This window comes from Mucilaginibacter sp. 14171R-50 (assembly GCF_010093045.1).
Taxonomy (GTDB): Bacteria; Bacteroidota; Bacteroidia; order Sphingobacteriales; family Sphingobacteriaceae; genus Mucilaginibacter.
The window spans coordinates 2,130,714-2,144,603 of the sequence record NZ_CP048115.1 but is presented as its reverse complement, the minus strand read 5'-3'; the positions used below and the strand labels follow the sequence as shown (position 1 = coordinate 2,144,603).

Sequence of the window (13,890 nt, the reverse complement as noted above, 5' to 3'; positions counted from 1 at the left end):
CTTAAAGTTGCTTTACATACCCGTTTAAGGTTACCAGGTTATTAACCGCATCGCCCATGGTATTGTTAAAATAGGCATAAACCCTTTTGCCATCGTTTAGCCACTCGGTGATATACTGGGCGTATTCATATAAAAAATCATCGGTATAACTGCCGCGATAGCCGCCATTGGGCCCGTGAAAACGCAGGTACTTAAATTCGGTTGCCATATCTACCATTGGTGTAAGCGATTTGGGCATATCCTGTATCACCATTGCGCAGTTGTAGTTATCCAACATTTCGTAAACTTCATCTTTATACCAACTGCTGTTCCTAAACTCTACCGCCACATCCCAGCCCACACACAAGCCGGTATCCTGCAGGTTGATCAGCAGTTTTTCCAATTGCCTTATGTTCGATACATCATTGCTCCCCGGGAACTGTATCAGCAGGCTGCCTTTTTTATCGCCAGCCCCATCTATCACCTGCATAAAGCGCTCTATATCTTCGGGGTTAAAAAGCAGTTGCTTGTTATGGGTGATATCGCGCCAGAGCTTGTAAGTAAACTTGAAATTATCAGGCACTTCGGTTGTCCACTTTTTCACAGTTGATGCTTGCGGAAGCCTGTAAAAAGAGCTGTTTATCTCGATACTGTTAAATAACGAGCCATAATAACACAATCGCGACCTGTCCTGAAACTCGGGCGGGTATAACGATTTATTGGGTACCGGCAGCACCAGGCCGCTGGCCCCCGAGTAAAAATTTTGCGTGGCGTTTTCCATACAATAGCTTAACACAGTTGCATTTACTATTGTTGCGCTTATATTAGCAGTAAATTCAACAAACCTTAAATCTCGAAATGAAACTTACACGTTTATTACCCCTTGCGGCCATTGCGCTGGCATCGTGCACGCAAAAGCCTGCCGCGACAACATCAGAAACACCTGCCGCCTCGCCAATGACCGGCACCTGGAAACTGGTATCGGCGGTAACGGTTACCAAAGGCGACACCGTAAAAGACTACCCTGTGCCCAACCAGGAAATGCTGAAAATTTTAAATGACACGCACTTTGCGTTTATGCGGCACGACCTGAGCAAAGGCAAGGGCAAAGACGCCACCTATACGGCAGGCGGCGGCACGTATGATTTTAAGGGTGATAAATACACCGAACACCTGGCTTACCTGAACGCCCGCGAATGGGAGGGCCGAGACTTTGACTTTACTGTAATGTTTAAAGGTGATACGCTGATTCAAAAAGGCATCGAAAAGATAGACAGCCTGAATATCAATCACGAGATCATAGAAACTTACGTTAAACAGAAATAAATTGCCCCGCGGCGGCGGTGCTGAATAAGCAACCGCTGCCGGGCTATAGTAGTTCATTTGCTTTGCAACACCATTACATCCCGGCCGGTCATTCGCTGTTTGCCGGGCGAGGCTTTTAAGCCATGGTCGGTATAACTGGCGGTAATAACGTAGGTCCCTTTCTTATCGGCAGGCGCCGCTTTGGTTCGGAACAGGCCATCAAGCCCGGTGTAATAGGTAACGTTTGGATCTGCAGCCTGCTTAAACATCCACTTAACGGCGGCCTCGGTTTCGGCGGCGGTAAGCTCGGGGTGCGTAGGCATAGCAGCCTTGCCCCATATACCTGCAGAGCCTTCCCTGATGCGCCTGGTTAATAATGCCACATTAGCCGCCGAAAGCGGGTACCGTGCCACAATATCGTTAAAAGACGGGCCTATTAATTTACTGTTGAAGTTGTGGCAGTTAAAGCAGTTTGACGCACGCATCACCGCCAGGCCGGCTTCATCGGGCGCTGCCTGGTTGCCCGGTGGCAATTTAGCGTTACCCGGCACGAATTTTACTTCCAGCAGCACTTCGAGGCCATTTATCTCATCAAATTTCGAGTCGCCATCTTCTTTGTCAGCCACGCTTATGCTGTAGCTTACAGGGCTGCCCCAGGTAAAGGTATTTACTTTAGGAGCGGTGATCTTAACCAACGGGGCGGCATTTTGCTGTACAATAGCCGTAAATGAAAACAACGACACCGCGACGCTGATAACCGTTATAAGTAAAAATTGCCTTTTCATAAACCCTTATAGCTTGTTCACCTCCATTGCCACCCGCTGCGCCGATCGGATGCACGATTCCATCCCCCTGCTCATGTTATCGGCATAAGTGCCTGCAAAATAAATGCGGCCTTCGGGCATCATCAACTGCGGCCAAAATTTGTTCATCTGCCCTATCGCGAAAGGTTCCATCTCGCAAGCCGGTGCAAACTTATCTTTTGTCCAGTCTTTGGTAAGGGCTTGTTCAATGGTATCGTGCTTGCCCGGGTACACCTCGCGAAAGGCCGCCAACACCCGCTGCGGCGACAGGCCACCCGGACCATAAGCTTTTAAAACAATGCGCTTGCTATCCACCTGGTTGGTTTCTTCCCAAATAGATGAGATATCAGGATGCTCAAACTGCATATTGATGCTTTTAAAACCATCATCCAGCCAAAAGCGGGTGGCAGCTTCAAATACATAAAATGGATGTGAGGAATAAGCCATATTATCAACTACATATTGCTTGGCGGGCGACAATGCAGGTGTAACCGGGATGTTTTTAAATATCGGCAGGGTAATACAATTAATCAACACATCGGCGGTAATTTCCTTCTCATCATCAAAACCAAAGGCTTTGTAGGTAACGGTTACACCCTTGCTATCGTGCTTAATGCCCAGCACCGGGTGGTTAAGCTTTAGCCTTGAGCCAAGGCGCTTGGCAAAAGCCATTGGCAGTTGCTCGTTACCATCCTTTAAATGGTAGGTATCGCCTTCTGATAGCGGGATGCCGCGCTGCTCCATAATGTAGGCGCGCCACAAATAGTAAAGCGCCGAAGTATGCGAACCGCCCAGCCAATCCAATGCAGCCGGCGATGCACCTTCCTTTTTAAATATATCCGTTATCGGGAAGTTGTCATAGTCATCGTACCCAACGCCAAACGGCTGGTACGGGTCTTTAAATTTTGCCAGGTAAGGCTTAATGTATAACGAGCTTAAAGCATAGCCCGGGTTTTGCGATAAAAATTTGACTTCCTTGTCATTGAAGCCAAACTTTGTTAATACGGCAGGGTCGCGCAGCATTTCTTCGGTGTAGAATTTGCCGCCTATCATTTTCAGCACATGTCCATCCTTTGCTGCTTCCGATCCTTCGGCATTGGGATAGGGTATAACAGTGAGGTTAAACTCATTTACATATTCAAAAAACTTCTCGTAGCCTGGTTTGGTGATATGGTCGGCGCCATAATCGGCATACAGTCCATCCGACAGACCATCGCGACCTGTAAACACATGCCCGCCATACCTGCCGGATGCTTCCAGTACGGTTACATGGTGCCCGGCCTTCATCAGTTCGTAGGCGCAGCACAGTCCGGTGATACCTGCACCGGCTACTATCACTTTTTTACCCGCAGCGGCAAGCGGAAAATCAACGGGCGCGACGGCGTTAGCAGTGCCATCCTTAGCTTGCAAAAATTGCGGCACCAAACCTGCACCCGCGCCGGCTATCAATGTTTTTTTGAGGAACGATCGTCTTTTTATGCTCATGATGTAACGGACCCCCGCTTTGAAGTTACGGGTTATAGGTTATTGCAATATAAAAGAAATTGGGCTTAATAACTATAAAGGTTCCTGGCGATTATCCCAAAAAAATAAGAGGTGAATGGTAGTTTCAGTAACTTTATAAAAAATAGAACATTGCTTTGTAATCAAGCCAACCCTAACATCAGTAGCAATTGTTGAAACTTTAAACATTAATGGGTGATCAGCTATCAATTTAATTGTTTTTTCGGTCTTGATTGAAAACTTCTCAGCTACGCTCACCCCAAATTCATTCTTAATAAAGTTGTAAGTAGATTTAAATGTTTCCTTTGAGCGTGGAGTAAAATAAATCTGTAAGCTCATTTAATTCAATAAGTCCTTGATGCTTGTAAAAGCCGTTAACTGACCTTGATCAGATTGTTTCAAAGATTCGTTTACACCATCCACCACATGCTGCGGATAAACAATGTTTTTTTGCTCGAATGAAATTTTCATTGCTTTCATCACTGCTTTTAAAGCGGTCAATTGCTCTTTATTTTCCGGGTAAACAATCAATGCGTCCATATACAAATATAATAATTCTGTCCGGTATAAAAGCTTTAGCCAGGCGTACTTCACTTATTCAACCTTCCACCTTACAAAAGCCTCTATCGCTTCGTATTCGGCTAAGCCAAGCTGGTTGTACAGCCGGGCGGTTTCCTGCGTACGGTCTTCGGCGCGTACCCAAAATTCGCGGGCATCGTCGCCGGGGAACACCGGGATATCCTTTTGCGACTGGTGCTTAAAGATGGCCAGGCGTTTGCGCAAAACTTCCTGTGGGGATAGTGGCACCGCCATTTCAATTTCGTGGATCTCAAACTCGTGCCATGCGCCGCGGTACAGCCATATCCAGCAATCTTTTGTCCATTCTTCTATCTGCCGCAGGCGGTTAAAAGCTTCCAGCAATATTTCAAAGCATACCTTGTGTGTGCCATGCGGGTCGGCAAAGTCGCCGGCGGTAAATATCTGGTGAGGTTTTACATCCTGCAAAAGCTGCATAGTTTGTTTGATATCATCCTCAAAGGATACGCTCTTTTCAAATTTACTGCGGTCGTAGAAGGGCAGGTCCATAAAGTGAATGCGCTCATCATGCAAGCCGGCCAGCCTAGCCCCGGCAATAGCTTCGCCCTTTCGTATCAACCCCTTTACAATACGGATGGCCTCGGTATCACTTTGATTTGGCCGCTTTGTTTCCAAAAAGGCGGTCATGCTCTTATACAGGCTTTCAAGATAAGCGGCATCCTGAGATTGCGAACGGGCAAAATCCATGGCAAACTCTACATACCGCAGCATCTCGTCGTCCCAAACGGCGGTATTGCCCGATGTTTGGTAGGCTACATGCACCTCGTGCCCCTGGTCGGCCAGGCGGATAAAGGTGCCTCCCATGGATATCACATCATCATCCGGGTGCGGCGAAAACACTATCGAACGTTTTACGGCGGGGTTGGCACGCTCGGGCCGCTGACTATCGTCGGCGTTGAACTTGCCGCCCGGCCAGCCGGTAATGGTGTGTTGTATATTATTAAATATGCTGATATTGATATTATAAACCGGGCCAAGTTGCGTTGCCAGCTGGGCCATGCCGTTGTTATTGTAATCGTTCTCGGTAAGTTTAAGGATGGGTTTATTAAGCGTTTTTGCGAGCCATATCACCGCCTTCTTGATGAGCGTATCGTCCCAAACGCAATCCTTAACCAGCCAGGGAGTATCAAAACGGGTGAGGCTTACCGATGCGTCGCTATCAATAATAAACTCGACGTTATCTGAATTTTGGAGGTACGTTGCCGGTACATCGGGGGATATCGCACCTTCTACTGCTTTTTTTATGATGGGGGCCTTTTTTCCGTTCCATGCCAGCAGGATAATTTCGCGGGCCTTAAATATGGTGCCTATACCCATGGTGATAGCCTTGGTGGGCACGTTTTCTTTACCGCCGAAATCTTTTGAAGCATCGCGGCGGGTAAGGTCGTTAAGGGTTACTAAACGTGTGCCCGAGTTTGGCGCCGAGCCCGGCTCGTTAAAACCGATGTGGCCGGTACGCCCGATACCCAAAAGCTGAACATCGATACCGCCGTAGCTATTTATCTTCTGCTCGTATGCCAGGCAAAACGCTGCTATGTCCTGCTCGGCCAGCGTACCATCCGGAATGTTTACGTTAGCCATATCTATATCCACATGATCAAACAGGTTCTCTTTCATGAACCGCACATAGCTCTGGGCCGAATCGGGCTGTATGGGGTAATATTCATCAAGGTTAAAGGTTACCACATTTTTAAAGCTCAGGCCCTCCTCTTTATGCAGCCTTATCAGTTCGCGATAAACTTTTATGGGCGATACGCCGGTGGCTAACCCTAACACTGCGATCTTGCCTTCGGCTTGTTTTTGTTTGATGATGAGCGCTATACGCTTGGCAACGTCAAGGCTCGCCTCTGTATCGTTAGGGTATATTTTTACCGGCACCTTCTCGTACCGGGTTTCTTCTAATAAGTTTAGTAGCATTTTTTGTGGGGGTTGGTTAGGTTTGGGCACAGCTATGCCCTGCCATGTGGGAGCCTGCCTTTCGGCAGGCCCACCGGCCGGTAACATTTCTTAAACTTTTTATCTTATTTAAAATCCGCTGTCGTCTAAAGCAAAGGTATTTTTACGCTCTTTCCATTTGCCCCTTGTAAAGTCGGGGAACTTTTGCGGTGTATTGCCTTCGGCAATTGATTTTTCTGATAGCGGGGTGATCACGCTCATGGTCAGCGAGTCGTAGATATCAATAGGCGTTTGTTTCTTTTGTTTAACCGATTCTACAAAGGCGTTAAACACAAACCAGTCCATACCGCCGTGGCCCGCGCCTTCGGCATATTTCTCAAACTTCTTCCAAACCGGGTGGTCGTATTTTTCGAACCAAACGCTTGCCTTATCCCACTCATCGTACTTGGCCGATTGGCCTTCGATATAAACCCCGTCGGCAACATCCATCCAGATACCCTTGGTGCCCTGTACCCTAAACCCTAACGAATATGGGCGCGGCAGGTGTGTATCATGGCTAAGCGTAACGGTTTCGCCGTTGGCGCAGTTGATAGTAGTAGTAGTTACGTCGCCATTTTTAAAGTGGATTTTCCCGTTTTTATTGCCCGGCGATAACTTTTCTATGTAAGCATTAAGCCCGCGAGATTTAGATGAGAACGATACCAGGTTGGTAAAGCTGTTACCGCGGTTAATATCAATATAATTCATAACCGGGCCCGCACCGTGGGTTGGGTAAATATCGCCGTCGCGGTCAATATTCCATTGGGTGCGCCATTGCGCTTCGCTTACCGCATTGGGGCCAAACTCTACGCCTTTGCCATACGCACTTTTGCCATCGTTAAACAAAACCCCGCGCAGATCGTGCTGGTAGCCGCCTTCAAGATGAACCAATTCGCCAAACAGGTTTTGCCTGCACATGTTCAGGGCAGCCATTACATCGCGGCGGTAGCAAACGTTCTCCAATGTCATGTATGGCACCTTGGTTTCATCATACACCTTTAAAATATCCCAGTGGTCCTGCTCGGTAATGCCGGCAATAACCTCGCAGCCAACATATTTACCGGCGCGCATGGCATCAATAGCCTGATCTTTATGAAACTCCCATGGTGTAGCAATAATTACCCCGTCAATATCTTTACGGTCCAACAGTTTTTTATAGGCATTTACTCCGCCGGTATACTCTGCAGGCAGTTTCTTTTTGGCCTTCACAAATTGCTCGCGGCAGGCTTTCAGCGAACTTTCCTGTGTGTCGCAAATGGCAACTATTTCTACATCATCGCGAAGCAAACCTTCGCCAATATGGTTGCGGCCGCGCAGGCCAACGCCTATATAACCCAACCTTACCTTATCTGCATTTTTTGCGAATAATAACCCTGAAGGCAAAATTGTTAGCCCGGCTAATCCTACAGCGGTATTCCAAACAAATTGTCTGCGATCCATAACTTTTAGTTTTTATTTATTGATGATTATAATTGTTGATGTGTTGAAGTTTTTGGCCTGCCTACCTTGTGCCCGCCAATAGCATAATACAGAATAACGAGGTAAGCCGGTATCAATACCAGGTAGCCGTGGCTGGGATTTAATGACTGGGCCAAAGCACCGTAAGCCAAAGGTACTATCGCGCCGCCCGCTATGCCCATAATTAATAATGATGACCCTATTTTTGTGAACCTGCCCAGGCCAGCTAACGCCATTGGCCATATTGCAGGCCAAACGAGCGAGTTTGCCAGTCCTAATAAAGCTACTGCTGATACCGACACATACCCTGTGGTTAGTATAGCCACAGCCGAAAGTACCAGCCCTAATACGGCCGATATTTTCATGGCTTTTTCCTGGTTAAGGTATTTGGGGATGCAGGCAATACCCACAAAATAGCCTATAAGCATACATATCAATGTACAGGTTGTAAAAAATTTAGCAATATTTAAGGGGATGCCCTGCGTGCTGCCGTAGTTGATGATGGTATCGCCGGCAATAACCTCGGCCCCTACATAAAAAAACAGCGTTAACACGCCTAACAGCAAATGCGGAAATTGCATAATGCTGGTTTTGCCGGTATTGTTAACGGCTGTTGTTTCGTCTTCCTGATCGGTATCTATCTCGGGCAGGCTGGAGTAATATATTACCACCGCTAAAATGAGCAGTACAATTACGATAATTATATAAGGCATAATAACCCGCGACGCCAGTTCGTTTAGCTCTGTGAGTTTAGCGGCAGGCGCCATTGCCTCCAGGCGCTCTTTTAAGCCGTCGGCGTTTTTTAGGGCGATAGCACCCAGTATAATGGGCGCCAGGGCCCCGGCTATTTTATTGCAAACCCCCATAATACTAATGCGTTTGGCAGCACTTTCGGGCGGGCCCAGTATGGTGATGTAGGGGTTGGACGCCGTTTGCAGCAACGCCAGCCCCGATCCCTGGATAAACAAGCCCAATAAAAACAACCCGTAATAACGGGTTAACGCCGCCGGTATAAATACCAGGGCGCCCACGGCCATAATACCCAGGCCTACAGACATGCCCTTTTTAAAGCCTGTTAATTTCAAGATCCAGGCTGATGGTATTGCCAGCACGAAATAAGATATATAGAATGCAAAGGTTACCAGGTAAGCTTCAACGGTGGTTAGCTCGCAGGCTAATTTAAGGTATGGTATCAATACCGAATTTAGCCAGGTGATGAACCCGAAAATAAAAAACAGCATCCCAATAATATATATGGGGCTTAGCTTTGATTGCCTGTTGCTGAGTGCTGTTGTATCTGACATAGGTTAAGTTTAATGTTAATATACCTGCGGACTAAATGTTACTTCTTTAAAAAACCGGCTCAGGTGAAACTCGGGCTTCCTGGCCTCTACCCTGCTCCAGCATAAAAAGTGTGGTTGAGGCAGGCCGTCGCCGCATTTATAAAAGTTAACCTTTGCCCGGCTTTTTGTTAATGATAGCCCGGGATGAAACTTGAATATGTTTTTGGGGATGCATAAAGTAAGCTCCCAGTTGATATTATCAATACCCTGTTTTATCAGCGTTTGGTGCCTGATGGTTTGCAGCAGGTTTACCGGCAAAAATGTACGCCCGGTTTTATATTGCCCGTACTGCGCCCTGCAAGTGCCCATGCAGTTAAACTCCAGGTTGTAGTAATTTACATCGTCATCAAACGCGATAAAGAACTCCACACAACTATCTTCAAATACCGGGTCGTTAAATTTACTGTATTCGGCCTTTAAAGTGTGCTCTGTTACGTAATATTTCAGATAGATATCCGTGTCATTATAAGCCAGCGCGAACGATGCCGTTGGCTGTTCCTCGGTACCTGCCCAGGGCGCGTGTATGATCTGCCTGCGCTCCAATCCATCCAGCGCCTGCGAAACCCCTTCAACAGATGCAAGGTTACCGGCACCCGTAAGGTACGGAATATTTGCGGCTATACCCTTATCCATTGGTATGCGCTGTTTTATATTTCTCCATTTCGCTGAGTATGGTTTGCTGCATATCGGCAGCGTTGGCTTCAAGCATTTTTACCAGCTGGAACTGTGCCCTTGCACGCTGCAGGTTGTGCCCTTCAAACTTTATTTTAAAGTAGGTATCGCCGTTAATATAATCGGTTAAAAACCTTACGGCCTGCATAAAAGGAAGCAACAGGGCACCCTTCATCAGCGAGTTAACTTCAGCATCGGTTAAAAATGCAGATGCTTCCTTTAAATAGCCCCGCACGTAAGCGTTAAACAGCGGCAGGTTAAGCTGTATCTTGCTCAGGTCGGCCTCGTCTTCGGTAGTGGTGTTGACGATAGTACGGATCGCATCGCCAAAATCATAGGCTACGTATCCATCCATCACCGTTTCCAGATCGATAACGCACTGCGCCTCGTCGTTGCTGTTCAGCAATACATTGTTAAACTTGGTATCGTTATGTATCACGCGCCTGGGTAGCAATGCAACCTGTTCGGGCTGTTGAAAATATTGCATAGATGCCGCGTACTTTTTAACTATGTCCAGTTCGGCGGCAACTGCTGCCACACGCCCGCAGGCATCTTTTGCAACAGCTTCGTCCAGATGCTGCAAGCGTTTCCGGATGTTGTGAAAGTCGGGTATTACCTCAAACATCTCGCCCGGTGGTATATCCGCCAGCATAGCCTGGAACCTGCCAAAAGCCTTACCGCCCTCGTAGGCCTGCTTTTCGGTTTGCACCACATCGTAGCTTTTGGTATCGCTTAAAAAGTAAAACATACGCCAGTAATCGCCTGCGCTATCCTTGTAAAAAAAGCGGCCGTTATCCGCAGGTATAAGGGTCATTACCTCCTTTTTAGGATCCCCGTACCCAAAGGCCTCCATCTTGCCTCTTAGGTGCTCGGTTACCTTGCGCATATTATCGGTAAGCTTTTCTACATTGGTAAAAATGCTATGGTTAATGCGCTGCAACAGGTAATCGGGCCCGCCGGCCGATACATTGCTTAAAAAGAAGGTGTCGTTGATATGCCCCGAGCCATAAGCTTTTTGCGAACCCACATCGGCAGCACATTGAAAGTGCGATACAACCTCAGCTATGTTTTTAGAACTTTGCACTATATAATATTTATAAATTTAATCTTTTATTAATTCAAATACGGGCAGCCTGTCCGCCGCTACTTCCACTTCTATTTTGGCCGGGCCTTTTACCGTTTTACCCGCATCGCTTCTCCATTTTCCTTTGGGCAGATAAACGGTTTTGAGGTTGCCTGCCGCTACCATGGGTGCTACCAGGTATTTGCTGCCCAGCATAAACTGACCTTGTACATGAGCATACCCTTGGTTAGGAAATGCGTACTCCATGCTGCGGGCAACGGGTTCGCCGGTTTTAGCGGCAGCTTTTACCAGTTGCATAATGTATGGTGTGTACTTAGCCCGTATATCAACGGCTTTTTTTACCGCTGCTAAGTTTGATTTTGAGAGCACACGCCAGGGCGCGACCGAAAACTGCATCATAGGCATTAGTGCCGAGCATTGCGCCGAGCGTACCACTAAAGTTTCATCCAGCTTATCCCTTCCGATAAAGGAGCCGTACTCGCCGCCGCCTATCATATCGGGGCAAGTAAACTGGTATCCCAGCAAGCCTGCTGTGGTCAAATGCGGTATTAGTTTTTGAAGGTCCTCCCAACTGTGCTTTTTATCGCGCAGGCGCTGCACCAGCGGCTCGCCGCCCATTTTCCACATGGCGCGGTACTCGTTGAGGGGATAATGTAAGCCCACTTCGCCCCAAAGCCTGCTATGCTCATTAGGAGTTACTTTTTTGTACGATATGCTGTTTGCAGGGTAAAACTCTGCATCGCCGGCGTCAAACTTAAAGCCATCCAGGTGATAGGTATTTACCATATGATCTAAACGCCCGCGAAACCAGGTCATAGCACCGGGATTGGTAAGATCGAGCACCGTGCTGTAGCCGTTCCACCAGCTGATGATAGCAGGTTTAGATGCCTGCGCCCAGGTTTTGCCCGCATCGCCTTCATTATCGAACAGCACCAGCTTTTTGGCTGCCACCTCCCTGCCCACTTCGGTATCGGGAGAAATGAACGGACTTACCCAAAGCATCACCTTAAACCCTAAGCTGTGCAGGGTATCAACCATCGCTGTAGCGTTGCTAAACCTATCGAGCCTGAAGTCAAACTTTCCGTAATAATCGGCCCAGTTATCGTCTATCATGATAACGCCCGGCGGGAAACCATTATCGATGATAGCCCTTGCATAACTTAAAATATCCTTTTGGTTTTGATTATAAACCAGCTCTATCCAGGTATTGTATTGCGGTTTGCTGAATAATAATGTATCAGGAAGTTTGCCCTTTGCGGGGAAAAATCGCTTCGCGGCATTTTTAAATGCTTCACGCAAGTCCGTCCCTGTCGAATCGATCGTTAGCTCACCCTTCAGATCAGTTATAAGCAGTCTGTTCTTTTCAACGGCGAACTTAAAAGGCTCCCCGCTCCAAATGAACCTGCCTTTGGTAGATACCAGCAGCGGCACGGCTTGGTTGCCGCGGGTATCGCCGTACATGTTGTAGCTGTAACCGTCCTGAAAGGGCATCAGGTGTGCTTCGTTCACCGCACCGCCATACCACATCTCGCCCTCCTTAATCACCACAGTTGTCTGCGCGCAAAGCCGTGCACCGGCGGCGCATAACGTCACAGCAAAAAACAAACATATCTTTAAGGCTTTGGTCATCCTGCGCTCCTGCTTAGTTAACTTTAATAGTATGGTTTAACTTGTTATAACCTGTTGTAGCTTCCCACACATCATTATTGGCTAAACGGATGCTGAACTCCGGCTTGCCTGCAAGGCTTGCATAAGCATCGGGCAGGTTAAGCAGCATTTCGTAATCACCTGCAGGGAAATCAGAAGGGATGGCGATGGTTTCGGTCACTTTGTTATCACCGCTATACCATTTGCGTACATCGGTAGCCAAATCGAACGATTTTACTTCGCCGGTTTTAGTATTGCGCAGCAGCAGTTTGGCCGGGCGCTTATTATATGGCGATGCATAACCCGCATTTTTGATATTCAGCACAATGTTCAGGTCAGTACCTTTAACCACGTTATCGGGCAGTACAGCGCTTTGCAGCACAAAACGATAGCCCAGGTTGCGTTTAATGTTATCCATACAACCACCATCCTGCCAATCGTTATTTACCTCGGTGTTGTAATGGGCATTTATAAAGCTATAGTGCAGGGCAGCAAACTCGGCCTGGATCTTACCGGCCGGCTCGCAATCGTTGGTGGGGCTGAAGTCGTCAGAGCAGGTTTCGCCGCCAACTACTACAAACTTGCTGTCGGCCTTAAAGTAATCTTTCAGGGTGTTCAGTACCGCGCCGTCTGATGTGCGTGGCGATGAACTATTGCCATAATCCTCGTAAGTACCAAAATCGTTACTGCTGGCCATAAAGCAATCGTTATGGTAGCCTAAGCGGGCCATATCGGTTTCGTTGAATGCACCACTTTCTGTTAAAGGCGCCGATGTAAGCGGGGAATTAACACCATACAGGTAACGCTGCTTTAACTGCGGGTAGCGCAGCTGTATCATCCTGTCGGCAGGCACGGCATCCAGCATAGCTTTGATCACCTCTATCCTGTCTTTCCAGTTGTTATCGGTTAATCGGTTGTTTTGGTTACCGTTGTTTGAGGCATCACCAAAAAAGTCGCTGTAATATTGCTCGCCCCATACGCCTATAAAGCCCAGTTGTACACAGGCAATAACATCGGCATTATCATGCAATACAGGCTTTAGCTGTGCAATGTGGTTCAGAATAATGGTTTTGGGTGCATCGCCATACAGCGGACAAATAAATCCTTCGGGGCAGTTACCCGGCTTGGCGGTAGCGGTATATACAAACCGCGGGATAAGCTTAACACCTGCCGCGCGGGCTGCTTCAAAATCCTTTTTTAAGTTGGTTAAAAAACTGGCGGATATGGCCTTGTTAACCACATCATCCAAAACATAATACCTGAAAACCAGTGTGCTTGCTACCTGGTAGTTCGCCCCCTGTATACTTTGCGGTGAGCGGTATGCTTTCAGTTCTGCCTCCGTCAATACCTCGTAATTGCTGGAGTGCACTTCGGAGTAGCGGTAAAAGCCACGCTCGGGGTTAGGGAAATCTTCGGCGCTTTCGGTGTAGGTAACGTTCACTTTTTCAACCTTAACCAGGTTGGCGCTTTTATCGTTACACGAAAAGGCCAGCAGTATGGCTGCTAAGGAAACGCCCAGGGCGTAACCTGTAAATTTTTTTATCATGATATAATGCGGTTTTAG

The 13,890-nt window shown here is 47.6% G+C and carries 13 protein-coding genes; 1 reads left to right on the top strand and 12 read right to left on the bottom strand.

Going from position 1 to position 13,890, the window contains the following annotated elements:
• Position 1: 1 nt before the first annotated feature.
• Positions 2 to 760 carry a DUF72 domain-containing protein gene (locus GWR56_RS09845; protein WP_162430992.1) on the bottom strand — a complete coding sequence of 253 codons (759 nt, stop codon included), beginning with the start codon at positions 758 to 760 and terminating at the stop codon, positions 2 to 4.
• Between the two features lie 77 nt (positions 761 to 837).
• Between GWR56_RS09845 and GWR56_RS09840 the strand changes: the two genes are divergently transcribed.
• Positions 838 to 1,305: a hypothetical protein gene (locus tag GWR56_RS09840; protein ID WP_162430991.1), complete on the top strand. Its 468-nt coding sequence runs from the start codon at positions 838 to 840 to the stop codon at positions 1,303 to 1,305.
• Positions 1,306 to 1,358: 53 nt separating this feature from the next.
• Here the strand turns inward: GWR56_RS09840 and GWR56_RS09835 are convergent, their stop codons facing one another.
• From GWR56_RS09835 to GWR56_RS09785, 11 genes are all read right to left on the bottom strand, one after another.
• Positions 1,359 to 2,069, bottom strand: a complete 711-nt coding sequence (locus GWR56_RS09835) for a c-type cytochrome (protein WP_162430990.1) — start codon at positions 2,067 to 2,069, stop codon at positions 1,359 to 1,361.
• Between the two features lie 6 nt (positions 2,070 to 2,075).
• Entirely contained in the window at positions 2,076 to 3,572 is a 1,497-nt protein-coding gene (locus tag GWR56_RS09830) for an FAD-dependent oxidoreductase (RefSeq protein ID WP_202925399.1), read from the bottom strand.
• Between the two features lie 72 nt (positions 3,573 to 3,644).
• Positions 3,645 to 3,929, bottom strand: a complete 285-nt coding sequence (locus tag GWR56_RS09825; protein ID WP_162430989.1) for a type II toxin-antitoxin system RelE/ParE family toxin — start codon at positions 3,927 to 3,929, stop codon at positions 3,645 to 3,647.
• Positions 3,930 to 4,130 (bottom strand): DUF2683 family protein, encoded by a 201-nt coding sequence (locus GWR56_RS09820; RefSeq protein ID WP_162430987.1) that lies wholly within the window; start codon positions 4,128 to 4,130, stop codon positions 3,930 to 3,932.
• Between the two features lie 54 nt (positions 4,131 to 4,184).
• Positions 4,185 to 6,104 (bottom strand): glucosamine-6-phosphate deaminase, encoded by a 1,920-nt coding sequence (gene nagB / locus GWR56_RS09815; protein WP_162430985.1) that lies wholly within the window; start codon positions 6,102 to 6,104, stop codon positions 4,185 to 4,187.
• 108 nt (positions 6,105 to 6,212) lie between these two features.
• Positions 6,213 to 7,562, bottom strand: coding sequence for a Gfo/Idh/MocA family protein (locus tag GWR56_RS09810; protein ID WP_162430983.1), 1,350 nt, complete (start codon positions 7,560 to 7,562; stop codon positions 6,213 to 6,215).
• A 26-nt stretch (positions 7,563 to 7,588) separates the two neighbouring features.
• Entirely contained in the window at positions 7,589 to 8,884 is a 1,296-nt protein-coding gene (locus GWR56_RS09805) for a sugar MFS transporter (RefSeq protein WP_162430981.1), read from the bottom strand.
• A 15-nt stretch (positions 8,885 to 8,899) separates the two neighbouring features.
• Complete coding sequence (locus GWR56_RS09800; protein WP_162430979.1) at positions 8,900 to 9,556, bottom strand: carbohydrate-binding family 9-like protein; 657 nt, start codon at positions 9,554 to 9,556, stop codon at positions 8,900 to 8,902.
• On the bottom strand, positions 9,549 to 10,679 hold the full coding sequence (locus tag GWR56_RS09795; protein WP_162430977.1) for a phosphotransferase enzyme family protein: 1,131 nt from the start codon (positions 10,677 to 10,679) through the stop codon (positions 9,549 to 9,551). Before GWR56_RS09795 ends, GWR56_RS09800 begins: the two co-directional genes overlap by 8 nt.
• Positions 10,680 to 10,697: 18 nt before the next feature.
• Positions 10,698 to 12,308 (bottom strand): glycoside hydrolase family 31 protein, encoded by a 1,611-nt coding sequence (locus GWR56_RS09790; RefSeq protein WP_162430975.1) that lies wholly within the window; start codon positions 12,306 to 12,308, stop codon positions 10,698 to 10,700.
• Positions 12,309 to 12,321: 13 nt separating this feature from the next.
• The gene (locus GWR56_RS09785; RefSeq protein ID WP_162430973.1) at positions 12,322 to 13,872 is read right to left on the bottom strand and encodes a DUF4832 domain-containing protein; all 1,551 of its coding nucleotides are present in this window, start codon (positions 13,870 to 13,872) and stop codon (positions 12,322 to 12,324) included.
• Positions 13,873 to 13,890: the final 18 nt, after the last annotated feature.

What these genes read in the sequence shown, in the direction of transcription:
- GWR56_RS09845 (WP_162430992.1), bottom strand. Translation starts at nt 760, where the DNA reads ATGGAAAACGCCACGCAAAATTTTTACTCGGGGGCCAGCGGCCTGGTG.
- GWR56_RS09840 (WP_162430991.1), top strand. Translation starts at nt 838, where the DNA reads ATGAAACTTACACGTTTATTACCCCTTGCGGCCATTGCGCTGGCATCG.
- GWR56_RS09835 (WP_162430990.1), bottom strand. Translation starts at nt 2,069, where the DNA reads ATGAAAAGGCAATTTTTACTTATAACGGTTATCAGCGTCGCGGTGTCG.
- GWR56_RS09830 (WP_202925399.1), bottom strand. Translation starts at nt 3,572, where the DNA reads ATGAGCATAAAAAGACGATCGTTCCTCAAAAAAACATTGATAGCCGGC.
- GWR56_RS09825 (WP_162430989.1), bottom strand. Translation starts at nt 3,929, where the DNA reads ATGAGCTTACAGATTTATTTTACTCCACGCTCAAAGGAAACATTTAAA.
- GWR56_RS09820 (WP_162430987.1), bottom strand. Translation starts at nt 4,130, where the DNA reads ATGGACGCATTGATTGTTTACCCGGAAAATAAAGAGCAATTGACCGCT.
- nagB (WP_162430985.1), bottom strand. Translation starts at nt 6,104, where the DNA reads ATGCTACTAAACTTATTAGAAGAAACCCGGTACGAGAAGGTGCCGGTA.
- GWR56_RS09810 (WP_162430983.1), bottom strand. Translation starts at nt 7,562, where the DNA reads ATGGATCGCAGACAATTTGTTTGGAATACCGCTGTAGGATTAGCCGGG.
- GWR56_RS09805 (WP_162430981.1), bottom strand. Translation starts at nt 8,884, where the DNA reads ATGTCAGATACAACAGCACTCAGCAACAGGCAATCAAAGCTAAGCCCC.
- GWR56_RS09800 (WP_162430979.1), bottom strand. Translation starts at nt 9,556, where the DNA reads ATGGATAAGGGTATAGCCGCAAATATTCCGTACCTTACGGGTGCCGGT.
- GWR56_RS09790 (WP_162430975.1), bottom strand. Translation starts at nt 12,308, where the DNA reads ATGACCAAAGCCTTAAAGATATGTTTGTTTTTTGCTGTGACGTTATGC.
- GWR56_RS09785 (WP_162430973.1), bottom strand. Translation starts at nt 13,872, where the DNA reads ATGATAAAAAAATTTACAGGTTACGCCCTGGGCGTTTCCTTAGCAGCC.